This window comes from Bacillus mesophilum (assembly GCF_008923265.1).
GTDB classification, from domain to species: Bacteria; Bacillota; Bacilli; order Bacillales; family Cytobacillaceae; genus Cytobacillus; species Cytobacillus mesophilum.
In genome coordinates, this window is sequence record NZ_WBOT01000001.1 from 298561 (window position 1) to 322824 (window position 24264).

24 protein-coding genes are annotated in these 24264 nt (G+C 38.1%); 20 read left to right on the forward strand and 4 right to left on the reverse strand.

The genetic code is table 11. From position 1 onward, the window contains the following. The first annotated feature begins 43 nt into the window (after window positions 1–43). Window positions 44–3487, forward strand: a complete 3444-nt coding sequence (pyc, locus tag F7732_RS01550) for a pyruvate carboxylase (RefSeq protein WP_151571946.1) — start codon at window positions 44–46, stop codon at window positions 3485–3487. A gap of 56 nt (window positions 3488–3543) precedes the next feature. Here the strand turns inward: pyc and F7732_RS01555 are convergent, their stop codons facing one another. After that, complete coding sequence (locus F7732_RS01555; RefSeq protein WP_151571947.1) at window positions 3544–4521, reverse strand: COX15/CtaA family protein; 978 nt, start codon at window positions 4519–4521, stop codon at window positions 3544–3546. Window positions 4522–5311: 790 nt separating this feature from the next. On the opposite strand from F7732_RS01555, the gene cyoE reads away from it, so the two are divergent. The 8 genes from cyoE (at window position 5312) to F7732_RS01595 (ending at window position 12820) form a co-directional block, all read left to right on the forward strand. Beyond that, the gene (gene cyoE, locus F7732_RS01560; protein ID WP_151571948.1) at window positions 5312–6250 is read left to right on the forward strand and encodes a heme o synthase; all 939 of its coding nucleotides are present in this window, start codon (window positions 5312–5314) and stop codon (window positions 6248–6250) included. Window positions 6251–6365: 115 nt separating this feature from the next. Then, complete coding sequence (coxB, locus tag F7732_RS01565) at window positions 6366–7445, forward strand: cytochrome c oxidase subunit II (protein WP_151571949.1); 1080 nt, start codon at window positions 6366–6368, stop codon at window positions 7443–7445. Between the two features lie 82 nt (window positions 7446–7527). After that, window positions 7528–9351, forward strand: coding sequence for a cytochrome c oxidase subunit I (ctaD, locus tag F7732_RS01570; protein WP_420837670.1), 1824 nt, complete (start codon window positions 7528–7530; stop codon window positions 9349–9351). Next, window positions 9351–9980, forward strand: a complete 630-nt coding sequence (locus tag F7732_RS01575; protein WP_151571951.1) for a cytochrome c oxidase subunit 3 — start codon at window positions 9351–9353, stop codon at window positions 9978–9980. The genes ctaD and F7732_RS01575 overlap by 1 nt, the downstream gene beginning before the upstream one ends. Window positions 9981–9984: 4 nt before the next feature. Continuing rightward, a complete protein-coding gene (gene ctaF / locus F7732_RS01580; protein WP_151571952.1) occupies window positions 9985–10320 on the forward strand; it encodes a cytochrome c oxidase subunit IVB in 336 nt (111 codons plus the stop codon). A gap of 165 nt (window positions 10321–10485) precedes the next feature. Continuing rightward, complete coding sequence (gene ctaG, locus F7732_RS01585; protein WP_151571953.1) at window positions 10486–11388, forward strand: cytochrome c oxidase assembly factor CtaG; 903 nt, start codon at window positions 10486–10488, stop codon at window positions 11386–11388. Window positions 11389–11688: 300 nt separating this feature from the next. Beyond that, window positions 11689–12156 carry a DUF420 domain-containing protein gene (locus F7732_RS01590; RefSeq protein ID WP_151571954.1) on the forward strand — a complete coding sequence of 156 codons (468 nt, stop codon included), beginning with the start codon at window positions 11689–11691 and terminating at the stop codon, window positions 12154–12156. Between the two features lie 331 nt (window positions 12157–12487). Continuing rightward, complete coding sequence (locus F7732_RS01595; protein WP_151571955.1) at window positions 12488–12820, forward strand: Asp23/Gls24 family envelope stress response protein; 333 nt, start codon at window positions 12488–12490, stop codon at window positions 12818–12820. Window positions 12821–12892: 72 nt separating this feature from the next. On the opposite strand, the gene F7732_RS01600 is transcribed toward F7732_RS01595, so the two are convergent. After that, window positions 12893–13255, reverse strand: coding sequence for a YugN family protein (locus F7732_RS01600; RefSeq protein ID WP_066446960.1), 363 nt, complete (start codon window positions 13253–13255; stop codon window positions 12893–12895). A gap of 374 nt (window positions 13256–13629) precedes the next feature. On the opposite strand from F7732_RS01600, the gene F7732_RS01605 reads away from it, so the two are divergent. The 6 genes from F7732_RS01605 (at window position 13630) to F7732_RS01630 (ending at window position 17061) form a co-directional block, all read left to right on the forward strand. After that, window positions 13630–14688, forward strand: coding sequence for a CAP domain-containing protein (locus F7732_RS01605; protein ID WP_151571956.1), 1059 nt, complete (start codon window positions 13630–13632; stop codon window positions 14686–14688). A gap of 183 nt (window positions 14689–14871) precedes the next feature. Beyond that, window positions 14872–15276: a YlbD family protein gene (gene ylbD, locus F7732_RS01610; RefSeq protein ID WP_151571957.1), complete on the forward strand. Its 405-nt coding sequence runs from the start codon at window positions 14872–14874 to the stop codon at window positions 15274–15276. Window positions 15277–15290: 14 nt separating this feature from the next. Next, entirely contained in the window at window positions 15291–15530 is a 240-nt protein-coding gene (locus tag F7732_RS01615) for a YlbE-like family protein (protein WP_151571958.1), read from the forward strand. Between the two features lie 187 nt (window positions 15531–15717). Further along, the gene (locus F7732_RS01620) at window positions 15718–16158 is read left to right on the forward strand and encodes a hypothetical protein (protein ID WP_151571959.1); all 441 of its coding nucleotides are present in this window, start codon (window positions 15718–15720) and stop codon (window positions 16156–16158) included. A gap of 55 nt (window positions 16159–16213) precedes the next feature. Further along, window positions 16214–16657 carry a YlbF/YmcA family competence regulator gene (locus tag F7732_RS01625; protein ID WP_151571960.1) on the forward strand — a complete coding sequence of 148 codons (444 nt, stop codon included), beginning with the start codon at window positions 16214–16216 and terminating at the stop codon, window positions 16655–16657. A 128-nt stretch (window positions 16658–16785) separates the two neighbouring features. Further along, the gene (locus F7732_RS01630) at window positions 16786–17061 is read left to right on the forward strand and encodes a YlbG family protein (RefSeq protein ID WP_066446944.1); all 276 of its coding nucleotides are present in this window, start codon (window positions 16786–16788) and stop codon (window positions 17059–17061) included. 60 nt (window positions 17062–17121) lie between these two features. Here F7732_RS01630 and F7732_RS01635 read toward each other — a convergent pair whose 3' ends face one another. Beyond that, a complete protein-coding gene (locus F7732_RS01635) occupies window positions 17122–17511 on the reverse strand; it encodes a DUF7147 family protein (protein ID WP_151571961.1) in 390 nt (129 codons plus the stop codon). A gap of 274 nt (window positions 17512–17785) precedes the next feature. On the opposite strand from F7732_RS01635, the gene F7732_RS01640 reads away from it, so the two are divergent. The 3 genes from F7732_RS01640 (at window position 17786) to coaD (ending at window position 20690) form a co-directional block, all read left to right on the forward strand. Next, window positions 17786–19204, forward strand: a complete 1419-nt coding sequence (locus F7732_RS01640; RefSeq protein WP_161598822.1) for a stalk domain-containing protein — start codon at window positions 17786–17788, stop codon at window positions 19202–19204. Between the two features lie 329 nt (window positions 19205–19533). Beyond that, window positions 19534–20082: a 16S rRNA (guanine(966)-N(2))-methyltransferase RsmD gene (gene rsmD, locus F7732_RS01645; protein ID WP_151571963.1), complete on the forward strand. Its 549-nt coding sequence runs from the start codon at window positions 19534–19536 to the stop codon at window positions 20080–20082. A 119-nt stretch (window positions 20083–20201) separates the two neighbouring features. Beyond that, window positions 20202–20690, forward strand: coding sequence for a pantetheine-phosphate adenylyltransferase (gene coaD, locus F7732_RS01650; protein WP_151571964.1), 489 nt, complete (start codon window positions 20202–20204; stop codon window positions 20688–20690). A 22-nt stretch (window positions 20691–20712) separates the two neighbouring features. On the opposite strand, the gene ylbJ is transcribed toward coaD, so the two are convergent. Further along, window positions 20713–21927 (reverse strand): sporulation integral membrane protein YlbJ, encoded by a 1215-nt coding sequence (gene ylbJ / locus F7732_RS01655; protein ID WP_151571965.1) that lies wholly within the window; start codon window positions 21925–21927, stop codon window positions 20713–20715. A 484-nt stretch (window positions 21928–22411) separates the two neighbouring features. Here ylbJ and F7732_RS01660 point away from each other — a divergent pair, with 484 nt between their 5' ends. Together F7732_RS01660 and F7732_RS01665 are read left to right on the forward strand one after the other, a co-directional pair. Beyond that, a complete protein-coding gene (locus F7732_RS01660) occupies window positions 22412–23203 on the forward strand; it encodes a patatin-like phospholipase family protein (RefSeq protein ID WP_151571966.1) in 792 nt (263 codons plus the stop codon). After that, window positions 23200–24216 carry a SepM family pheromone-processing serine protease gene (locus F7732_RS01665; protein WP_151571967.1) on the forward strand — a complete coding sequence of 339 codons (1017 nt, stop codon included), beginning with the start codon at window positions 23200–23202 and terminating at the stop codon, window positions 24214–24216. Before F7732_RS01660 ends, F7732_RS01665 begins: the two co-directional genes overlap by 4 nt. Window positions 24217–24264 lie beyond the last annotated feature (48 nt).

Genomic DNA, 24264 nt, shown 5'->3' on the forward strand with positions numbered 1-24264 from the left:
AAATAAATCATAAGAAAACTATTACAAAGTCGGGGTGTTTTTTATGGATCAGCGTATTCGCAAAGTTTTGGTTGCAAACAGAGGAGAAATTGCTATTCGTGTTTTTCGGGCTTGTACCGAACTAAATATTAGAACAGTTGCTGTCTATTCCAAAGAGGACTCTGTTTCCTATCATCGATATAAAGCAGACGAAGCTTACCTTGTTGGAGAAGGGAAAAAACCAATTGATGCCTATTTAGACATTGAAGGCATTATTGAGATTGCAAAAGAAAGTAATGTGGATGCCATCCACCCAGGCTATGGATTCTTATCAGAGAATATTCAATTCGCTAAGCGCTGTGAAGAAGAAGGAATTAAATTTATCGGCCCTCATTCGAGGCACTTAGATATGTTTGGCGATAAGGTAAAAGCAAGAACTCAAGCTCAGCTGGCAGGCATCCCTGTCATTCCGGGAAGCGACGGGCCTGTTGCCAGCTTTGATGAAGTTCATCATTTTGGAGAGCAGCATGGATATCCGATTATCATTAAAGCCTCTTTAGGCGGCGGCGGACGCGGCATGCGAATTGTTAAAAGTGCCGGCGAGGTAAAAGAAGCATACGATCGTGCTAAATCAGAAGCGAAAGCTGCCTTTGGAAATGATGAAGTGTATGTAGAAAGGTTTGTCGAAAACCCTAAACATATTGAGGTACAGATTATTGGGGATGAGCATGGAAATATCGTGCACTTGTACGAGAGAGATTGTTCCGTGCAGCGCCGTCATCAAAAGGTAGTGGAAGTAGCGCCATGTGTGTCATTAGACGAAAAGGTAAGAAATGATATTTGTGAAGCTGCTGTCAAGCTCATGAAAAATGTTGACTATATTAACGCAGGAACAGTCGAATTCCTTGTTTCAGGAAATAAATTTTACTTCATTGAGGTAAATCCCCGTGTTCAGGTTGAACATACAATCACTGAAATGATTACTGGTGTTGATATTGTTCAATCACAAATTATGATTGCTGATGGTCATGATTTGCACGGCGAGACGGTTGGAATTCCGCAGCAGAACGATATACATATTACAGGATTTGCCATCCAGTCAAGGGTGACAACAGAAGATCCTCTCAATAACTTTATGCCTGACACTGGAAAGCTAATGGCTTATCGATCAGGCGGCGGCTTTGGTGTAAGACTTGACGCCGGCAATGCATACCAGGGAGCAGTGATCACTCCTCACTATGATTCATTACTTGTAAAGCTTTCTACGCATGCGATGACATTTAAGCAGGCATCTGCAAAAATGATTCGAAATCTTCAGGAATTTCGAATTCGCGGTGTGAAAACGAATATTATGTTCCTTGAAAATGTTGTAAAGCATCAGAAATTCCAAAAAGGTGAATATGACACGTCGTTTATTGATCAGACACCAGAGCTTTTTATTTTTCCAAAAAGAAAAGACCGCGGCACAAAGATGCTTTCTTATATTGGCAATGTAACGGTAAACGGGTTTCCGGGAGTTGAAAAGAGTAAACGTCCTGCTTTTGAAGAACCAAGAATTCCGAAAGTAAAACATAATGAACCGTATCAGCAGGGCACAAAGCAAATTCTTGAGGAACGCGGTGCTGAAGGCTTGGTAAAATGGATAAAAGAACAGCAAAAAGTTCTTCTGACGGATACAACTTTTAGAGATGCACATCAATCTCTGCTTGCTACACGTGTAAGGACAACCGATTTAAAGCATATTGCGGAACCGACAGCTAAACTTCTTCCTAATATGTTTTCCTATGAAATGTGGGGCGGAGCCACATTTGACGTTGCTTACAGGTTTCTAAAGGAAGATCCGTGGGAAAGACTGCTTTCGTTAAGAGAAAAAATGCCTAATGTCCTGCTGCAAATGCTGCTTCGAGCTTCCAATGCAGTTGGATATAAAAACTATCCAGATAATGTGATACGAGAATTTGTTGAAAAAAGTGCATATGCAGGAATTGATGTTTTCCGTATTTTTGACAGCTTGAATTGGGTTAAGGGTATGGAGGTAGCGATAGATGCTGTTCGGCAGACAGGTAAAATTGCAGAGGCTGCTCTTTGCTACACCGGGGATATTTCGAATCCGCTTAAGACAAAATATGACCTTAATTACTACAAGTCCTTAGCTCGCGAGCTTGAGCAGCAGGGGGCTCATATTTTAGCCATCAAGGATATGGCGGGTTTGCTTAAACCGCAATCAGCATATGCACTTATTTCTGAGTTAAAAGAAACGATTGATATACCAGTTCACTTGCATACTCATGATACGAGCGGAAACGGCATATTCACTTATGCAAAAGCAATTGAAGCAGGAGTTGACATTGTTGATGTTGCTTTAAGCTCTATGGCCGGCTTAACATCACAGCCGAGTGCAAACTCCCTCTATTATGCGTTAGAAGGTACAGAACGCATGCCTGACATGAACATACAGGCGTTAGAACAATTAGCACATTACTGGGAAGATATCCGAAAATATTACCATGATTTTGAGAGTGGCATGGTAGCTCCTCATACGGAAGTTTATGAGCATGAAATGCCTGGCGGGCAATACAGCAATCTTCAGCAGCAGGCAAAAGGTGTTGGCCTTGGTGATAAGTGGGATGAAGTAAAAACGATGTATTCACGGGTTAACGAAATGTTTGGAGATATCGTTAAAGTGACACCATCTTCCAAAGTAGTTGGAGATATGGCTTTATATATGGTGCAAAATAAATTATCAGAAGAAGATGTATTAACAAAAGGACTTTCACTGGATTTTCCAGATTCAGTCGTAGAGCTCTTCGAAGGGTATCTGGGACAGCCGTATGGAGGATTTCCGGAACAGCTCCAAAAAGTCATCCTAAAAGACAAAAAAGCAATTACTGTCCGACCGGGAGAGCTTCTGGAGGATGTAGATTTCCATGCCTTAAAGGAAAAGCTCTTTAAAGAGATCGGCCGTCAAGTGACAAGCTTTGATGCTATTGCGTATGCTTTATATCCGAAAGTCTATATGGATTATATTAAAACTCATCAGCAGTTTGGTGATATTTCCGTTCTGGATACACCAACATTCTTATATGGAATGGAGCTTGGGGGAGAGATCGAAGTAGAAATCGAAACTGGAAAAACGTTAATCGTAAAACTAGTTTCTATAGGTGAACCGCAGCCTGATGGAACAAGAGTTGTCTATTTTGAATTAAACGGACAGCAGCGTGAAGTTATTATTAAGGATGAGAGTATTAAGTCAACAATCGCTGTAAAAACAAAGGCAGATCCGCATAATGAACAGCACATAGGTGCATCGATGCCTGGAACAGTGATTAAAGTGTTGGTGGAAAAAGAAGCTAAAGTTCAAAAAGGTGACCACTTAATGATTACCGAAGCAATGAAAATGGAAACTACGGTTCAAGCTCCATTTTCTGGAATCGTAAAGGGGATTCATGTTAGCAATGGTGAAGGCATTCAAACAGGTGATCTTTTAATTGAATTAAGCAAAGAGTAACAAAAAAACTCGCCAATCGGCGAGTTTTTTTGTTACTCTTATCATCAATTCTTGGTTTATGGAATGGTAATCGGCGGTATAGTAGTTTTAGACTCTGCTTTTTTTTGATTTTCTGTATTTTCAAGTATGAATGTATTTTGTTTATTTCTGGATAGAAGCAAAATGAAATATGCAAGAACCCCGAATAGACAAGTGATAAAGAAAGCGTGAGCCAAAGCGATAATTAAATTTAATCTAGTAATAACGACAAGAGCCCCGGCAATTACTTGCAGTGACACAAGGCTGAATGCTGCAATCCATCCGCCATATATCACTTTTTGATTTTTATAATGCTTAATGGCTATATACGTTACATAAGCAATCCAGATAAAGATAAGACCTGCAGCTGCCCGATGCCCCATTTGTACCCATTCATGAAAACTGCCCGGCATGAAGAAGCCGTCGTTAACACATAAGGGCCAATCCCTGCACACCAAACTAGCATCTACATGGCGAACGAGAGCGCCTGTATAAACAACGAACAGGCTATATACGGAAATGCCGATCATATGAAATTTCATTCTCTTATCAATAATTAATTTTTCAGCTTCGAATTTCTTATCCACTTCAAAAATAAGCAATGTCAGTAAAAAGACGGAAGCAAATGAGATAAGAGAGATGCCAAAATGAAGCGCCATAACAAAATCAGATTGGCCCCACTTAACAGCAGCAGCGCCGATTAATGCTTGTATCACTAAAAAAATAAAGGAAGCCAATGATAAAAATTTCGTTTCACGGATATGTCCGATCTTTTTCCATGACCAGATCGATAGAATAAGTACCATGATGCCAACACTGCCAGATACAGCTCGATGGGCAAATTCAATCACTAGTTCCATTGTAATCTCGGAAGGAATTAACTGTCCGTGGCATAAGGGCCATGAGGTGCCGCAGCCTTCACCTGAATCGGTTTTTGTTACGAGAGCACCGCCTAGTAGTATTAGAAGCATGCCGAGCGTGGTCAGAACGGCAAACCACTTAAGTTTTTTCTGCAAAACATTTCACCTTCTTAATAATTGTCTAATTGTCTACTGTTTATCATATCAAATGAGTCTTTTGAATTAAAAAGTATTTGTCATATAAGGTTCACTTTTTTGATAGTACAGGATGGGGAAGAGATTTACAACCATAATTCTGGCAGTTCTTTTATTTAATTGAAAAATGGTTGAAAGTTACCAAATATTTTGCTAGAAATATAGATGAGGGTAATTTTGGGAATCCGTTTAGGTTTTGTAAAAAAATTGATTCCTACTTCTTTAAATTTAAAAGATACATAGTTTTGTAGAGAAGGTTATTATAAAGCGCATACATAAAATTCAGTAAGAAAATAGTCGTTCCGTTTTAACTGAACACTTTATTTGTACGGTTGTTAAGAGGGATTACCAGCTAAGTGTTTGCTGTCTGTTTATACAAATAAAGAACACAAACGGGAAAGAAAAATCTCAGTAAAGAAGCTGAATATGTAATTACATTATATTATCGCAGAAAAGCAACAAATAATTAATAATTTTTATTTTTTGACACAAATTATTCATAATTATTTCAAAAAAATTTCACAAAATAGCTAAAAAATGTGATTTAATATAACAAAAGAGTGTTTAAGGAAACGGTATCATATGGATGATAACACTATTTGCGTAGTGGAAAACTATTTTCTATATAATTTTTAAGCATTCTCTCAATTTTTATTACAAATATGGCAAAGTCAGCAATAATGCTATATAGTAGATGATGGTGCATTTATACGTTGTTGTATTTGTAATATAAGATAAAGGAGGAGAATTTATGGCAAACTCGAGGGCTTTCAGTGAAGCTGGGATCGAGGGGAATGAAGGAAGCCTGAAAAACGGTTTGCCGTCTACGACAGTGTGGAAGGATTTTATGGCACTGATTAAAGTCGGCATTGTTAATTCTAATGCAATTACTACTTTTACCGGAATATGGCTTGCATTACATTTTACCGGAAAAGGGTTTTTCCATAATCTTGATATTGTGTTTTTTACATTGGTTGGGTCTTCTCTTATTATTGCAGGTTCATGCAGTTTGAATAACTATATTGATCGAGATATTGATCATCTGATGGAAAGAACAAAATCCAGGCCGACAGTAACAGGGAAAGCTAACCCAGTTATGGTTGCAATTATGAGTTTTGCCTTTATAACGGGAGGAACTCTACTGCTTCTGCTGACAACAAAAACAGCTGTGCTGATTGGTTTAGTTGGCGTTTTCAGCTATGTTGTATTGTATACGCTTTGGACAAAAAGAAGATTTGTTTCGAATACAATTGTTGGCAGCATCTCTGGTGCGGTACCGCCTTTAATCGGATGGGCTGCAGTTGATGCCAATTTAGATCCAATGGCGTGGGTGTTATTTTTAATCATGTTTATATGGCAGCCGCCTCATTTTTATGCTTTAGCTATGAGAAGAGCAGAAGAGTATAGGGCTGCAGGTGTACCGATGCTTCCTGTTGTAAAAGGATTTAAGGTAACGAAGATACATACATATGTGTGGATCATTTTATTGATTCCGCTTCCATTTCTTCTTCCTGCTTTAGGAACACCATTTATTGTTTTTGCGACATTACTGAATCTAGGATGGATTGCAGTTGGAGTGTATGCAAACAAATTTAAAAACGACATTAAGTGGGCAACTTTAATGTTCGTATACTCCATACAATATCTGACCATCCTGTTTGTAGCTATGGTAATTGTCACACTTATATAATTATTTATTTTATGTTAGGAAATTTTCTCCTTCCTTAGATTAATGAAGAGAGGATTTATCCATATTTATCATCAACATTAAGAAATTTTATACGAAAGAGGGGTATGTTTTAGCTATGAAAAGGCTTTTAAAAGGGCGTCTTGGTTTTATTTTTCTGTTTGCGATGCTAACGCTAATACTGTCCGGCTGTGGAGAACCGTTTCTATCGACGCTTCAGCCTGCAGGAGAAGTTGCTCGTACGCAGTATGATTTGATGCTGTTAAGCGTAGTGATCATGGTGGGGGTTATCATTGTTGTAACAGCAATTTTCCTTATTGTGCTATTTAAGTTCCGCCGTAAGGATGAAAGTATTCCAAAACAGGTTGAAGGAAGTCACAAGCTTGAAATTATCTGGACTGTTATTCCGATCCTTCTCCTTTTAGTTTTAGCAGTGCCAACTGTTAAAGCAACATTTGATTTAGCAGACGTTTCTCCAATGGAAGAAACAAATGAGGAAGGCAAGACTGATGTTATGACAGTAAATGTACGTGCCAACCTATATTGGTGGGAGTTTGAATATCCAAACGAAGAAATCATTACAAGCCAAGAGCTTGTCGTTCCTACTGATGAAAGAGTGTATTTCAATTTGATTGCATCTGACGTTAAGCATTCATTCTGGATTCCAGCTGTTGGCGGAAAGATGGATACGAATACGGACAACGTAAATAAATTCTGGCTTTCATTTGATGGAGATAAAGCAAATGAGCTTGAAGACAATATTTTTTACGGCAAATGTGCTGAGCTATGCGGGCCTTCACACGCATTAATGGATTTCAAAGTAAGAGCGATTCCTCGTGATCAATTTGATCAATGGGTAGGCAATATGCAATCTGTTACTGAGCCTGTAGCTGCCGAAAGTGCAACTGCACAGCAAGGTCAAGAAATTTTCAACAATAGCTGTATCGGATGTCACGCTGTTACTCCAGCTAACACAACTCCTGAGGCAGCTCGTATGGCACCAAACTTAACAAACTTTGGTGACCGTGAACATATTATCGGATATCTTGAAAATAATGAAGAAAACATTAAGAAATGGCTGAATGATCCTGAAAGTCTGAAGCCTGGAAACAAGATGACCGATACTTATGGTGATTTATCCGATGAAGAAATTGATGCACTTACACAATACTTAACGGGTCTTAAAGTTCAAGATTAAAAGGGGATTTGTTTAAAAGGGAGGTAAAATTGTGAGTACCTTAGCTCAGAAAAAGGGATTCGGCGCTACTATATGGGACTATATGACAACAGTTGACCATAAAAAAATCGCAATCCTTTATCTAATAGCTGGCGGATTCTTCTTCTTAGTTGGTGGATTAGAAGCAATGTTCATCCGTGTTCAGCTTGCCGTACCAAATAATGATTTTGTCAGTGCGGGACTATATAATGAAATTTTAACCATGCATGGAACTACAATGATTTTCTTGGCTGCAATGCCGCTTGTTTTTGCTTTTATGAATGCGATTATGCCACTGCAAATTGGTGCGCGTGATGTTGCATTTCCGTTTCTTAATTCTTTAGGATTCTGGCTGTTTTTCTTCGGAGGCGTATTCTTGAACCTTTCTTGGTTTTTAGGCGGCGCTCCAGATGCAGGCTGGACTTCCTACGCATCTTTATCACTTGCATCAGAAGGGCATGGAATTGATTTCTATGTACTTGGGCTGCAAATATCTGGGGCAGGTACGTTAATTGGGGGGATTAACTTCCTTGTAACGATTATTAATATGCGTGCACCTGGTATGACATATATGCGTATGCCAATGTTTACATGGGCAACTTTTGTAACTTCTGCATTAATTCTATTTGCTTTCCCTCCATTAACAATCGGTTTATTTCTAATGTTATTTGACCGTATGTTTGGAGCAAATTTCTTTGACCCAACAATGGGTGGTAACACGATTATTTGGGAGCATTTCTTCTGGATTTTCGGGCATCCTGAGGTTTATATTTTGATTCTTCCTGCGTTCGGGATTTTCTCTGAAATCTTTGCGATTTTCTCAAGGAAACGTCTTTTCGGGTACTCTTCCATGGTCTTTGCGACTGTTTTGATCGGTTTCTTAGGCTTCATGGTATGGGCTCACCATATGTTTACAACAGGTATGGGGCCAATTGCGAACGCGATCTTCGCTGTAGCAACCATGGCAATTGCTGTACCTACAGGAATTAAGATTTTCAACTGGCTGTTTACGATGTGGGGAGGAAGCATCCAGTTCACGACTCCTATGATGTATGCTGTTGCGTTTATTCCTTCATTTACAATGGGTGGAGTAACAGGGGTAATGCTTGCTTCTGCTGCACAGGATTACCAATATCATGACAGTTATTTCGTAGTAGCTCACTTCCACTATGTAATTGTTGGTGGGGTTGTATTTGCACTATTAGCTGGAACACATCTATATTGGCCAAAAATGTTTGGAACGATGCTTAATGAAAAGATGGGTAAATGGACATTCTGGCTGTTCTTAATTGGATTCCATCTAACATTCTTTATCCAGCATTTCTTAGGATTATGGGGAATGCCGCGCCGTATCTTTACTTTCAATGAAGGTCAAGGGTTGGATGCTGCCAATGCAGTCAGTTCGGTTGGAGCGTTATTTATGGCAGTATCAACGATTATTCTTTTAATTAATATTATTATGACTAGCATTAAAAACGAAAAGGTTGGCAGTGATCCATGGGGAGACGGGCGTACACTTGAATGGGCAATCCCTTCACCGCCGCCATTCTATAACTTTAAGCAGCTGCCGCTTGTGCGCGGATTAGATGCACTTTGGATTGAAAAAATGGAAGGCAAAAAAGGAATGACGCCTGCTGAACCATTAGGTGATATTCATATGCCAAACAATTCAATTATTCCGTTTGTTATGTCATCTGGATTATTCGTGGCAGCATTTGGTGCTATGTATCATGCTGATGAAGGCAATACATGGGGTATTCCAGTTTTAATTATCGGATTATTAATCACTTTAGGTTCTATGCTTGTTCGTTCTGTTAAAGATGATCATGGATACCATATTCATAAAGAAGAATTGGTTGACGATGATGATAAGGGGGTAAAGGCATAATGCAAGCAGAAGAAAAATTCACAAATGAAACATGGCCTGCGTCGCCTGAAAAACAAACCCTCGAGGCGAAAAATAAATTTCTTGGCTTTTGGTTCTTCTTAGGCGGAGAAACGGTTTTATTCGCATCTTTATTTGCGACGTATCTTGCTTTAAAAGATAAAGTTCCAAATAGTGAAATGTATCTAGCAAAAGATTTGTTTGAAATGCCGCTTGTATTTGCGATGACGATGATTCTTTTAACAAGCTCGCTGACAAGTGTATATGCTATGTATCATATGAAGAATTTCAACTTTGTTAAGATGCAGATTTGGATTGGAATCACTGTTCTTCTTGGTCTGGTTTTCTTAGGACTCGAGATTTACGAATTTAATCATTATGTGCATGAGTTCGGCCATACATTTACCAGCAGTGCATTTGGTTCTGCCTTCTATACGCTTGTAGGCTTCCACGGTGCCCACGTAGCTTTTGGATTAATGTGGTTTATTGCACTAATGATTCGAAATGGCAAACGGGGATTAAATCTGTACAACGCGCCTAAATATTATGTAGCTAGTCTATACTGGCATTTTATCGACGTTGTATGGGTATTTATCTTCACTGTCGTATATTTAATGGGAATGGTGGGATAAACTGATGACAAATGAACAATTAAATTCAGGAAACCCTAAAGTAGACATTGAATATCGCCGCAAAAAAAGTGCAGAGGAAATGCGCTATCAAATCATTACCTTTGCACTGATGATCTTCTTGACTTTAGTAGCATTCGTTGCAGTCGGATATGAAGGATTTTCTGCATCATTTGCAGTACCTTTTATCCTTGTCTTAGCTTTTGTTCAAGTTGCTTTTCAGCTGTATTATTTCATGCATATGAGCCACAAAGGACATGAAGCACCTGCATTATTCTTATACTCTGGCGTATTCGTCGGCTTTATCACTGTATTAGCTTTTATGACAGTGATCTGGTGGTAAAATTATTGAAAATCGGCTATTAGCCGATTTTCTTTTTATGCATATGAAAAGTTCGATCACTATCATGGTAAATCTCCTTCTATTTTTTCTATTATTTGCTTAAACCTCGAGTTGAGCGCGATGAAATAATATACTATAATAGAATCTGAACAGAGGTGAATACAAATGAGTTTAGATATTTTTGGCTTTAATGCACTGTGGAGTCCGTCACTATTTGTAATGCTGCTGGTCGTATTAGGGATCTATTTCCTTCTGATGACAAAGTTTCGCAGCAAATTTTCAACCAGTGAGCCCCTTACCAGAAAAGAAGCCGCCTATTTTACAACAGGTATCATTTTGCTGTATATCATTAAAGGTTCTCCTTTAGACTTAATGGGGCATTTAATGTTTTATGCTCATATGATTCAGATGGCTGTGCTTTACTTAATTACTCCAATCTTTTTTATATTAGGTATTCCTAAATGGGTTTGGAGAGCTCTGCTTGCCAAAAAAATTATTGGCAAACCTTTTAATTTCTTTACAAAACCAATCGTAGCATTGATATTGTTTAATGGTTTATTTTCCTTTTATCATATCCCTCTTATTTTCGATACGATTAAAATTAATTTCTGGCTGCATGAAGGCTACACAGCCATTTTGTTTATCGTTTCGATTATTATGTGGTGGCCGCTAATTAATCCGCTTCCAGAGCAGGAAAAACTAAGCGGACTTAAAAAGGTCGGTTATATTTTTGCAGATGGCGTACTGCTGACACCTGCATGTGCTTTAATTATCTTTGCTGATACACCGATGTATGCTACATACTCTGACCCTGCAGCATGGGGACAGGCACTTGCTCTATGTGTATCACCTGCTCTATTAAGCAGTTTAGATCTAAGCGGCCCAGAGATGTTTAGTTCCATGTCTCTTGTCCATGATCAGCAGCTGGGCGGAGTTATTATGAAAATTATTCAGGAAATTGTATATGGATATGTACTTGCCTTAGTATTCTTTAGCTGGTACAAGAAAGAACAAGAGGAAACAGACCCGCACACTGAAAAGCTCTTAAATCCGCAGCCGATTGAGTAAAGGGGATGAAGTAAAACTGCCTTAGTTTATAGGGCAGTTTTATTTTTTATACTCTAGTAAGTAAGCCAGCATGATGCTTTTCCTTCATATATTCAATTTTACTTGGGATTCTTAATAGTGGTTAATATATAGATTTCAGTAAACAAAATCACATTTTCTAGAAATAATATGAACAATTACTGAATTTTATCCAAAAAGACTGTATCACTGTTGAAAAGTGCGCTATATTTTAATAGAATGAGCAATGTGTCTGTTAGTTATTGCTTTATGTATACATATATAGCCAGAGAGGAAGTTAATATGGAATTTTCATTGCCGATTTTACCGACAATCAGTACTACGTTTATTGTTCTCAGTGCCATCATGGTTGCAATTGGCTGGGTTCAAATTAGCAAAAGAAAACTAGAAGCTCATAAAAAATCAATGTTTTTAGCCGGGCTTTTTGCGGTTATATTCTTTATTATTTATGCAAGCAGAACAATCTTTATTGGAAATACAGCCTTTGGCGGACCAGACGATATTAAAATTTACTATACCATTTTTCTTATCTTTCATATAACTTTAGCCACTATTGGTGCTGTTCTAGGGATTACCAGTTTATATACCGGCTATAAAAATAAACTGGCCCGACATCGAAAGCTTGGTCCCATTACGAGTATAGTTTGGTTTTTCACTGCCATTACTGGTGTAGCTGTCTATTTACTGCTTTATGTATTTTTTCATGGCGGGGAGACAACTTCCGTTATAAAGGCAATCTTAGGATTTTAATCTAGGAACAAAAACAGCTTATTCACTGTGTATTACAATTACAAATAAGATCAGCCCGACTATTAGGAGAAATGATTTAGTTTATTTTTCATCCTAATATTTCGGGTTTTTTCTATTGAGCCGTAAAAAGATGCAAGCGGACTGAAAGATCTCCTTTTGCGGAAAATGTATGCCGGAAGAATTTGCAGGTGAAGCACGAAAGAGTAAAAAAGGCAATTAGTACATCATAATTTATACACTATAACCGTCACCTTTTAATGATTTTTTGAATTATTTATAGAAAGCTATATAGTAAAGAAGGGGATGATGGGAACTGGGCGAAGGAGAAGCGTTGCTGAAAAAACGGAACCCTGTTGCAGAAGGAATTATAAATACAATAGTTGAAGCAAATATTGATGATTTCGAACATATTGAAATGTATAAACGCATGCAATTTACAAACATTTTTCCGTCACCGATTGGAGAAGCTTTAAATATTTCATATCCAGATAATGAAAAAGTAAAAATTAAAATAAATGTTACGGTGGTCGATACACCATCTGTTATACAAAAGTTGCCGGTGCTGCAAGAAAAGATTGCCGAGGAGATAAGGGAGTTTACAGGCGTGAATGTAGAAAAGATAGATATAGCCATAAAAAGATATATACATGGAAAAAAGCAATAAAGAACCAGACGCAATGCTTAGTCGTCTGGTTCATCTGTTTTGTATCACTAAAATTGCGACACATCTAAAGGGTTAAGCCTGTGCAAATTTCTCAACTTCATTTTTAATATCTGTAAGGATCTTTTCACATTGGCTGACAAGGCTTTTAGGAAAAGTTTCTCCTTCACCATATTCAACGCCATGCGGATAATAATGCTTGCCTAAAAGCGGTGTCATAATCTGGATAAGGGCTTTGTGAGCGCCTACATCTCCTTCAGCAGCATAACCGAAAACGCGCAAATAATAAACACCATCTTTTAATTCAAATTTGCGATCGTATGTAACTCTTTCGTAATCCCACTGGCCTTCACGGACTAATCCGTATGAAAGCATAACCTCGTCCAGCCGATTTAAGTCTGCTTTTAGTTTATCTAATCCAATGTTTTCAAACTTCATATCGATTCCCCTCCTACAATCGTTCCGTGCATAATAGCAAGGAAAAATGCGTCATTCCTACAAAATTATCTCAAACTTAATAATAGTAGAAAAAAGCATAAGTTGCAACGTCAATGAATGAGAAAACCTAATCCTTCAACAATTTTGTGGTAACATCAATTTTTTTAAAATGGAATCTGGGGGGGGGAGTCTTAAAAAAATTTATCTTATTCATGTTTTAAAGAGCGATGTTTATGAAAATGCCCAAAAGAAATAGTCCTGTGCTGAAAGGGGGAATTATTTTATAACATTTTTAAAGAATTTATTTGATGTTATACTATTTTTAAAGGACAAACATATAATGATAGAGAAAATGATAGAAGGGAGGATGAAATTTGCGAAATTTAGTTAGAATTCTAGCACTTATAGCTGCATTTTTACTTATTTGGCTTTACTTTGATTCTACAGGTGAAGAACAAGAGATCCTGATACATGAAGAAAATACTGAACCTGAAAAAAAACAGGCATTAGAAGATTCTGATGAAACCAATTCTGGGATGGAAATGCCGGAAACAGGATTAGCTGCCTTAATCGGGAAATCCCAGCAAGAACTAATTGAATTATACGGTGAACCGCAAAGAGTTGATCCTTCATTATACGATTATGAATGGTGGATTTATGCAATAAATGACCATAATTACATGCAGGTAGGGATGGAGGATGAGCAGGCAGTTACTGTTTTTGCTACTGGCAGCGAAACAGATGTTGAACCTTTCAAAATTGGTCAGGCTGCCTCTGAATTATATGCTTCCGTTTTTGCAGATACAAATGTCAATATCGAATATGATAACAGCTCTTATCGTTTTGAATTATCAGAAGAAGATTTGAATACACGTCCAATTATTCGGCTTGGAGATGTGTTCGCTCTGCTGTATATAGATAAATTTACCGGTACATTATCAAGTGTGAGATTTGTAAATACAGAAACACTTCTTAAACTAAGACCATACGAAATGGTCTACAGAGGAGAATTACTTGAAGCTGGTACAGAGGCAGAGGACAACGATCAAGTAAATAGAGGGAAAGAACTGCAAATATTAGACATCACCAATGTTATACGTGTCCGTCATGGTATGGAGCCTTTAGAATGGGACGATCAAACTGCTGCTGTGGCACTTGGTCATAGTATCGATATGTTTGAAACTGAAGTTTTCTCACACACATCAGAGAGATATGGAGAGTTATCTGATCGCTTGGAGGCTGAAGAGGTTACATACTTATCTGCAGGGGAAAATATAGCGGCAAATTATATCGATGCTCCTGCAGTCGTAGAAGGCTGGCTAAACAGCAAAGGGCACAGGGAAAGTCTACTAAACGATAAGTTCACTCACCTGGGGGTGGGCGTGTACGAAAAACACTATACTCAAAACTTCATTGAAAAGTGGCAAGAGTAAGGCAGTTCTGCTGGAAGATATTCTTCTGGCAGAATTGTCTTTTTTTTATGCTTTATCAAAACTAAATGAATAGTAATCCATTTATGAAATCAGTACTTTTAAAAAGAAAAAGCAATGCATTCACATATTTTTATTGGATACATATCGTATTATAGGCATTTGTAACAGAATGAGGTGAGAAAAATGGCGGAAAAAAAACTTCATCCTTCTGTAGAGAAGTTTAAGTTATTTGTAAAAGAACACCCGGAGCTTGTAAAGGATGTTCGATCTGGAAAGCATACATGGCAGGAATTATATGAAGACTGGTATCTGCTTGGTGAAGAAGACACAAGGTGGAATTCAGATCAGGAGAGCTCAAAGCAAGCAGACACAAACGATGATCAGAAAACGGATTTTATGGCAACTCTTTTGGGATCTCTGAAAAAAATGGATGCCAATCAAATGCAGGTTTATGTACAAAATATTAGTCAGGCATTAGCTGCAATTCAAGGTGTTATTGGGAACTTCCAAGGAGGGGGAACGGACGGAAAGTCATCCGGAGCAAGTAATAATCCTCCGCCAAATCCATTTGGCTTTCGAAAAGATTAAGGAGTGTGGCTGGAGTGAGAAAAGAAGTAATTGAATATATTGAACAAAATCAGGAATTAAGAAATTTCATTCGTGAACAGCCTCATTGGTATCGAAAACTATCGAGAAATCCAATGGATTTGCAGGCATTTGAAATTGCTTCATTGCATTATCATCGAAAAACCATTCCTCATCATGTTGAAAAATTTAATAATGGCGTACAAATGGCTTCAATGATGATGGGCATGTTTCAGGCAATGAACTCTCAAACATAGTCTTCTTAGGAAGGAGACTATGTTTTAGCCTGTATTATAATCAGCAATACGCTTTAAGCGTATAGACAAACTTGCTGAACACATGAATATCACTGCTTTTATAAGTAGCTTTAAGGAGCTTTTTTAAATAGAAAGAGTAAAATTCCTCACTCCTGTAAAGAATAAGGCACAAAGGAGTGAAGCGTAAATGAGAATCATACGACAGCTTTGTTTAATACTTATTTATACCGTAGTATTATCTGCATGCGGTAATGAAATACCAGAACCTGAAACGAAACTTGTTGTTGAGCCTCTACATATATTTGATGGTGGAGAGGGTGGATTATCTGTCCAGGCTGCTAATATGGAGGCTGCTCCCCAATTCTTTGTCAGACATCAAGTAAAGGGAAAAAATGTGTATGTTGAGTGCATTATCCCAGGTGTTTCATTTCGGGCGGATAGTGGAAAAAATAGGGCCAAGATCGGTTTGTTTGTAGATGGTCGCAAACAAAAGGACATCACATCCGCTGCATTTATCATTAAAAACCTGCCTGCAGGTACTCATACTATTCAACTGAACGTATTAAAAAATGATAATACGTCTTATGAGGAAATGAAAAAAGAATTTACTGTACGAATTCAATCCTGAACACTTTAGCTTTCCTTTTTTTCATGATAAAATATGGATTGGAGGTGAGCTAAAGATGCTTGCTACTTTAGAAACATTGGAAATATTAGATGCTGCGGATGAACTCTCGCTAATGGTTATCCAATCAGAAGCTGCAGAGGAATACCGTACACGTTTAAATATCATGAAAAACAGTAAAGAAAGCCAGCGGAAAATAGCTGCCTTTGTAGAACTGAAGGAACTGTACGAAGAAGTACAGCGTTTCGGGAAATATCATCCTGAATACAAAAGGGTGATGATGACGATCCGTGAAGTTAAACGGGACATGGATATGGATGAGAATGTCGCGCAGTTTCGTTTAGCCGAAAATCAGCTGCAGAACTTACTGGATGAAATCGGCATGCTGATTGGGAAGTCGGTCTCACAAAGCGTGAAAGTACCAACAGGAAGTCCATATTTTTCTTCCAGCAGCTGTGGCGGAGGCTGTGGATCTGGCGGCAGCTGCGGCTGTTCAGCATAAAATAGATGCATTAATTGGGAGAAGCATTGCTGCTTCTCTTGTTTTTTAGCTTCTTTTCTATAACAAATTGAACAATAAAAGTTTTTTATGCTAGACTATAGAAAATAATGTCATTGTGAGGGAAATATATGCTAGGTCAAAGGCAAGGGATTATTGTTTGGCTTTATTCACTTAAACAAGCCAAAATGTTAAGAAGATTTGGGAATGTCCACTTTGTGTCAAAAAGGCTCAAATACGTTGTTTTATACTGTGATATGGATGAAACAGAAGCTTTAATTAATAAGCTAAATGCATATTCGTTTGTAAAAAATGCTGAACCCTCATATAAACCATTTTTAAAAATGGAGTTTGAAAACTCAAAGCCGGATAAAGCAAAAGAATATGATTATAAGATGGGCATTTAATGTGAAAAGGCGGGAATAGATCCCGCCCTCTCATGTTAGTGCTCTTTTTCTTGCAAAATTTTATTGAAGAGGTGGAATATAGTGATTTAAGCGGAGGATACCGATCAAATATTGATAAAATAATTCTTTCTCCGCAAATTCTGCGGATGATTTTACTTTTACTTCAAAAATAGTTTGTCCAAGTTTCTCTGCTTTCTCTTTAAAAAGGTCATAGCGTTTATTTGACTTCATGTTCGGATTTGGTATGCCTTCCAGGCAAATATACAGCGGCTGAAATTTCCCCTCTGCAGCAGGGGTTAATATAACAGCAAGCGAGGTTACCTCTTTATGGTTCACATTTGTATGAAATGCCATCATTTTTGCTAAACGATGTTTATTTACTTCCGCAATTTCAAGAAGCTCATATAGGTCAGAATATCCTTCGCCAAGCTCAATAAAACGTTGTATCATGATTATTCCTCCATTACTCTCTCGATGTATTCCACTTTTATTATTTTAAAGTATGTAATCAATTCTCCCTATACAAGTTTACCTAAAAAATCAGATTGTGCCAAACGGATTATTTTATTTAAAAAACGATAAATTTCTTGTGACGTATGTCCCTGTTTTTGATACACTTTATAAAAAGGATCTTTTGTAGAAAATTGTTGTTATAGTACTCTTTAGACAGAGTCATGTAAGGGCTTCAAGGATAATCAGCATGAATTTTTAAAGGAGAATGACGATGTGGAGAGCATTTCTATTTATATTTTTAATACTGTCGGCATCCATTAGCGGTATGCTTTTCTGGCAATGGGAAGCATTCTCTGAACTAAAAGACCCAGACAGTTCTGAATCATCCAATATAAAACAGGAATTATCAGTGTATACGAAAGGCACTGAATTATCGGTTTATCAAACAATCAGCGGATTAACGGATGGTGAGATATATGAAGCAGCGGTACCACAAAAGCTGTTTAATTTTCAGTGTGCAAATACAGATGGAAACCCATGTAAGGCTGAAGGAGAGCAGCCATACTTTTATAGCAGTGAGAATGGCAAATTGAATTTTTCTTATACTATTCCGGTTGAGAAAAGAGGCAGTTCCTTATTAGTAGATCAATGGACTGTCAGCTTAGCGGATATAGGCATATCTGAAACAAAAATAGAAGTGACTGAATCCGTAAATAGAGCAGGTTCCTGGATGTCGGGTTTACCGCTCCAGGGTCACATAGAGAAGGAATATATTGATTTCTTTTCCTTTGCAGGAAGCGGGGATGCTACTGCTTTATATTGGCAGGCAGCACCTTTAAACTATTATGAAACAAAAGCAGGCTTCAATTATTATGCTGATTCCTCTATTTTTGAACAGTCTTCCTTTAAAGTGATTAGTGAACTTAATGATTTTAAACGGCTTTCGATTGTTGTAACAGATCAGCATAAGGAGTTTAATGAGGATTCCTTCATCATTGTGAATAAGAGCATCACTGGTGATGCTTTGCAGCTTAAGCTGTTAACTCATTATTTTGAGCATAAATTTGCTTCTCTGGAGCTTAAAGAAAACTGGCTTGCAGATGTGTTTATTGCTTATTCACTGGGGAAAGACGCACAAACAGCGAGAGGGAAAGCTGTTTTAACAGAAATGAATGAAAAAATGACGGAAAATGAGCTCGATCTCTTTTTCTCATCTGTTCATAATGAGCCAGATGCATTGACAACAGAAAAACTTGATCAGGCATTAACAAAAATAATGGGATTTCGGACAAGCTTTTATACTCTTAATAGCAAGAGTGATGAGTTTATTCCGTTATTCTATTATGATGACCGCAAATTAATCGTTAATGGGGAAGAAAAGGATAACAAAGTCATCTATGAAGGAACAAGAAGACTATTTCCACTAAAGGAAACGATGGAGTATTTCGGGTACAACGTTCAATATTTACCTGATCAAGAGACCGTCTTAATCCAAAATAAAGAAAAAAGCTATCGTTTTTATTTAAACAAAAACATATTTATATTAAATGAAGATAATTATGGCTTATTGCAAAATCCATTAACAGCTATGTACGGAAGTATTTATATGGAGAAGCAATGGTTAGATTCGATATTTAATATACAAATAGATGAAAGTGCTTCTGAGATATTAATCAAAGCTGCTCCTTAGTAATTCCATTTTTAATAAAAAAGAAAACCCTGCAGATTTCTGCAGGGTCCTTCTATATCCTCAAAGGATAGAAGGCAAAGGGAGAGGAGAAACCGGAGGAAGAACTTATGGGGAAACGTAAGTCTTCTCCGCGGTTGGCAACAGCATCATCGAATAGATGCTGTTAGTAACAGTATTTCCACAATAGAGTTCAATATACACATCAGAATAAAAAATAATAACGAAACTACCAGGAATGATAGCGATTTCAAAATATTGTTTGGATTGCGGTCGGCAAATATGGTAGGATAGGGAAGAAAAAAATCAATAATGGTAGCAGTGGTGATGATATGAGAGTTGTTTCTGGTTCGCAGAAAGGGAGAAGCTTAAAGCCTGTCCCAGGGAATTCAACCCGACCAACAACTGATAAAGTGAAAGAAGCATTGTTTAATATGATTGGTCCATATTTTGAAGGAGGACTTTGCCTTGATTTGTTTGCCGGCAGCGGCGGACTGGGGATTGAGGCAATCAGCAGAGGTGTGGACAAAGTTATTTTTGTAGACCGGGACCGGATGGCAATCCAGACCATTCATGATAATCTTTCATCCAGTGGATTCACAGAACAGAGTGAAGTCTATCGCAATGATGCTGAAAGAGCTTTAAAGGCAATTATAAAGAGAGAGCTTGTATTTGATTATATATTCTTAGATCCGCCATACAAGAAGCAACAGCTGGTCAAGCTAATGGAACTGATGGATAGAGAAGCATTGCTTGCCGATGATGGCACGATCATTTGCGAACATGGTTCGGATGTTCATTTACCGGAACAGATCGGCAGCTTTGTGCAATATAAGCACGAAAACTATGGAATGATATCGATTTCAATCTATAAAAGGTAATTCAGGAATTTAGGCAGAGGCTAGTACTGTTAGTTTCTCCTTATTTCGTTTCTTACAGCAATTTTACATGATTTTTAATCCATAGCTGGCACATAAAGAGTGTACATATTGGGGGTATATTGATGAAGGTAGCGGTTTGTCCAGGAAGTTTTGATCCCATTACATATGGACACCTGGATATTATAAAAAGAGGTGCTAAGGTATTTGACCAGCTGAATGTGGTCGTATTAAATAACTCTTCTAAAAACCCATTGTTTTCAGTAGAAGAGAGAATTGAATTAATTAAAAAAGTGACAAGTGATATTCCAAATGTAAAGGTAGATTCCTTTCAGGGACTGCTTGTCGACTATGCTAAAAGCGTGAAGGCAAGTGCGATTATCCGAGGTTTGCGCGCGGTTTCCGATTTCGAATATGAAATGCAAATCACTTCTATGAATAGAGTATTAGATGATGCAATCGAAACATTTTTTGTGATGACGAACAATCAATACTCTTTTTTAAGCTCAAGTATTGTCAAAGAGGTCGCTAAGTATAATGGCAATGTCTCAGAGCTTGTTCCAGCCAGTGTGGAATCAGCACTGAGAGAAAAGTTTGCTTCAAAAGAATAAGCCCCCAAATTGGGAGGCTTATTTATTTTGCCAGCGTTCTTTTGGCAAGAATAATGGTATACAGCATTAAGGCAAAAATCGTTATTAATGGACCAAACTCTGCTAAGGAATCAAGTATTTTTTGAGACATTAATCCATCACCAAGATTGAAAACCGGGACGGCATTAGAGGTTGGCTCGTTGCTGTAAAAGCGTACATAGATTGGATTCCATAGAAGGTAAGCATAAAAAGCAGCAAAACAGCTATGAAGAATTCTCGCAAAGAAGAATGGCTTGAAACGAATGTCTGTTTGAGCAAGTATGCTTGCTACTTGAGCCTGGACGCTAAAACCGCTAAAGCCAAGAACAAGACTGACGATCACTGCTTGATGCATTAAGGTTGACTCATCTACCTGGCTGGCCATTTGACTGCCGAAAGTGATTTCAAAAAGACCAGAGATCAGCGGAAGACTAAGTTCGACTGGAAAATGCAGCATGGTTAGCATCATTTCAATCCCTTTAGCTAAAAATGCTGTTATGCCAACATGGAAGAGCATTTTATTGATTACAGAGAATAATATAATAAATCCGCCAATCATTAATAAAGTCTGGATGGATGACATCACTGCGTCTCCTAATAATTTTCCAAGTGGGCGATTGTCGTTTATTCTAGTTTTATGTAAGGCGGATAAAGCCTTTCGGATTGATGGAGCTTTTTGTTTCTCTTTGTTCTCCTTATTTTCTTTGTGACCGTGAAATCTCATGAGTAAACCTACAGTGAAATTCCCAAGATAATGGGCGAGAGCTAAAATGACACCCAGCTTAGCATTTCCAAAAAAACCAACAGAAACAGCACCGAAAATGAAAAGGGGATTCGAACAGTTTGTAAAGGAGACGAGTCTTTCTGCCTCTATTCTTGTTAATTGACCTTCTTGGCGAAGTCTGGCAGATAGCTTTGCTCCAGCTGGAAATCCCGAGGCCATTCCCATTGCCCAGGCAAAGCCTCCGACTCCAGGAACACGAAATAATGGGCGCATAAGAGGTTCAAGCATAACCCCGATAAATTTGACAACACCAAATCCAATCAGCATTTCAGAAACAATAAAAAAAGGAAGAAGTGAAGGAAAAACAATTTCCCACCACATATCTAATCCTCTTATGGAAGCATCTACTGATTCCTGCGGAAATGAGATGAGCGAAACTGCCATCATCGTTACAGAAAGTGCAAGAACAATGGTTTTTAATTTTGATCGAAACAAATGCAGATCCTCCCTTACTTAAGTGAACATACTGTGCAACACATTTCATTTAATGATAAAATAATGTGTAAAATAATAAGTGCCTAATCTTAATACCTAAATGCCTTGCCTTATGCTTGTCCCTGAGCAAGCGCCTTACGTTTTTCGAATTGTCTAGCTCCGGCGGCTAGCCGCTCGAGGTCATAAGTCAATCCGTCCTAAAGGTTAAAGAACAACCTTTATGCCAGCTTGCCTTATGCTTGTCGCGGCTGGGCAAGCCGCCTCCGCTTTTCGTATTGTCTAGCTACAGGCGCTAGGGACTCGAGGTCTTAAGCCAATCCATTCAAAAGGTCAAAGAACGACCTTTCGCCTGGCTTGTCTTAAGCTTGTCGTCCCTGAGCAAGCGCCTTACGCTTTTCTAGTTACCATATTAATCAATATACTCATACATATGAAAAATAGACCATAAGAATATACAAGCATGGTAACTGAAGGAGGGAATCCTTTGAGGCGTCCAAAAATTGGTCTGGCACTTGGATCTGGCGGAGCGAGAGGCTTTGCTCATTTAGGTGTTTTGAAAGTGTTAGAGGATGAAGGGATACAGGTTGATATGATAGCTGGGAGCAGCATGGGGGCAATGGTTGGCTGTTTTTATGCATCTGGATTAGAGCTGACAAAGCTATACAAATTCTCTAAAGGATTTAAGAGAAAATATTATCTTGATTTTACCGTTCCAAAAATGGGGTTTATTTCAGGGAAAAGAGTAAAAGAGCTCATTCGGATTTTTACACATAATAAGCGTTTAGAGGAATTAAATATCCCAATCAGGGTGGTTGCGGCAGATCTGCTTACTGGTGAAAAGGTCGTTTTTCAGGATGGTCCAGTGGCAGAAGCTGTTCGCGCAAGTATTTCAATACCAGGAATCTTTGTACCTGAAAAAGTGAATGGGCGTCTGCTTGTTGATGGTGGAGTAGTTGATCGTGTACCGGTGTCCGTTGTAAAAGAAATGGGTGCTGATATCATCATTGCCGTAGATGTTTCGCATGTAAAAGTGAATACGGAAATCACATCAATTTATGATGTGATTATGCAAAGTTTGGATATCTTACAGATGGAACTGGTTATGCATCGTGAAATTGCCTCTGATTTTATGATCAAGCCAAGGGTTGAAATGTTTAGTGCAAAAGCTTTTACAAATATTGAAGAAATAATTAAAATTGGCGAGGAAGAAATGCTTAAGCAAGTCATTGAAATAAAGAATTATATTTCTAATTGGAAGGAGCCTGCACAAGAATGAATAAACGCTTTTATACTCGCTCCTTTATAATCGTTGCTATCATAATCATGCTAAGTTCCTTTTACCATCTTCCTTATTATGTATCCAAACCGGGTATGGCAAAAGAGTTAGAGCCTATCATTGAGGTTGAGAACGGCTATGAAGAAGAAGGAAGCTTTATGCTGACCACAGTCAGAATGGGCAAAGCCAATATTTATGCCTACCTCATTGCGAAAATGAGCAAGTATCAGGACCTTCATCCCGTTGAAGACATCCGTGCTGAAGACGAAACAGATGAAGAGTATAATGTCCGTCAATTATATTTAATGGACTCATCAAAATTGTCAGCAATTGAAGTTGCCTATAAAAAAGCCGGATTGCCGGTTGAGTTTAATTACCGTGGAGTTTATGTATTGAATGTTTTGCCGGATATGCCAGCAGACGGCATTTTAGAGCCAGCTGACCGTATATATGCTGTTGATGGTACAGAATTTGAATCGTCACAGCAATTTATTGATCTTGTTGCCTCAAAAGAGGAAGGCGACGAAATTATGCTTACATATGAACGGAATGGCAGAACAGAAGAGGCAGCATTAACAGTTGATCTTCTGCCACAAACAAAGAAACCTGGCGTTGGCATATCGCTAGTTGATGACAAAGAAATAAAAGTAGAACCAAAAGTAAAAGTAGATAGTTCAGATATCGGAGGACCTTCAGCAGGTTTTATGTTTTCCTTAGAGATATATAATCAATTGGTCGAGGAAGACTTAACAAGAGGATATGAGATTGCTGGTACCGGTACGATGAGCAGTGACGGTACAATCGGGCGCATTGGCGGTATTGAACAAAAAGTAGTGGCAGCTGATAAGGCGGGTGCAGAATTCTTTTTTGCTCCAAATGAAAACAATGCGGAGAATTCCAATTACTTAGAAGCTTCCGCTGCAGCAGATGATATTGATACTGAAATGAAAATTGTGCCTGTTGATACTTTTGATGACGCAATTGAGTATTTATTGGCCTTAGAAGAAAAGTAAAAAAGAAGCCTTTTGACTCTTTGAGAGACAGAAGGCTTTTTTGTGACA

What these genes read in the sequence shown, in the direction of transcription:
- F7732_RS01620 (WP_151571959.1), top strand. Translation starts at nt 15,718, where the DNA reads ATGAGAATCATACGACAGCTTTGTTTAATACTTATTTATACCGTAGTA.
- ctaF (WP_151571952.1), top strand. Translation starts at nt 9,985, where the DNA reads ATGACAAATGAACAATTAAATTCAGGAAACCCTAAAGTAGACATTGAA.
- F7732_RS01665 (WP_151571967.1), top strand. Translation starts at nt 23,200, where the DNA reads ATGAATAAACGCTTTTATACTCGCTCCTTTATAATCGTTGCTATCATA.
- ctaG (WP_151571953.1), top strand. Translation starts at nt 10,486, where the DNA reads ATGAGTTTAGATATTTTTGGCTTTAATGCACTGTGGAGTCCGTCACTA.
- F7732_RS01630 (WP_066446944.1), top strand. Translation starts at nt 16,786, where the DNA reads ATGCTAGGTCAAAGGCAAGGGATTATTGTTTGGCTTTATTCACTTAAA.
- F7732_RS01575 (WP_151571951.1), top strand. Translation starts at nt 9,351, where the DNA reads ATGCAAGCAGAAGAAAAATTCACAAATGAAACATGGCCTGCGTCGCCT.
- ylbD (WP_151571957.1), top strand. Translation starts at nt 14,872, where the DNA reads ATGGCGGAAAAAAAACTTCATCCTTCTGTAGAGAAGTTTAAGTTATTT.
- F7732_RS01590 (WP_151571954.1), top strand. Translation starts at nt 11,689, where the DNA reads ATGGAATTTTCATTGCCGATTTTACCGACAATCAGTACTACGTTTATT.
- F7732_RS01635 (WP_151571961.1), bottom strand. Translation starts at nt 17,511, where the DNA reads ATGATACAACGTTTTATTGAGCTTGGCGAAGGATATTCTGACCTATAT.
- cyoE (WP_151571948.1), top strand. Translation starts at nt 5,312, where the DNA reads ATGGCAAACTCGAGGGCTTTCAGTGAAGCTGGGATCGAGGGGAATGAA.
- F7732_RS01640 (WP_161598822.1), top strand. Translation starts at nt 17,786, where the DNA reads ATGTGGAGAGCATTTCTATTTATATTTTTAATACTGTCGGCATCCATT.
- rsmD (WP_151571963.1), top strand. Translation starts at nt 19,534, where the DNA reads ATGAGAGTTGTTTCTGGTTCGCAGAAAGGGAGAAGCTTAAAGCCTGTC.
- coxB (WP_151571949.1), top strand. Translation starts at nt 6,366, where the DNA reads ATGAAAAGGCTTTTAAAAGGGCGTCTTGGTTTTATTTTTCTGTTTGCG.
- ctaD (WP_420837670.1), top strand. Translation starts at nt 7,528, where the DNA reads ATGACAACAGTTGACCATAAAAAAATCGCAATCCTTTATCTAATAGCT.
- pyc (WP_151571946.1), top strand. Translation starts at nt 44, where the DNA reads ATGGATCAGCGTATTCGCAAAGTTTTGGTTGCAAACAGAGGAGAAATT.
- F7732_RS01600 (WP_066446960.1), bottom strand. Translation starts at nt 13,255, where the DNA reads ATGAAGTTTGAAAACATTGGATTAGATAAACTAAAAGCAGACTTAAAT.
- F7732_RS01625 (WP_151571960.1), top strand. Translation starts at nt 16,214, where the DNA reads ATGCTTGCTACTTTAGAAACATTGGAAATATTAGATGCTGCGGATGAA.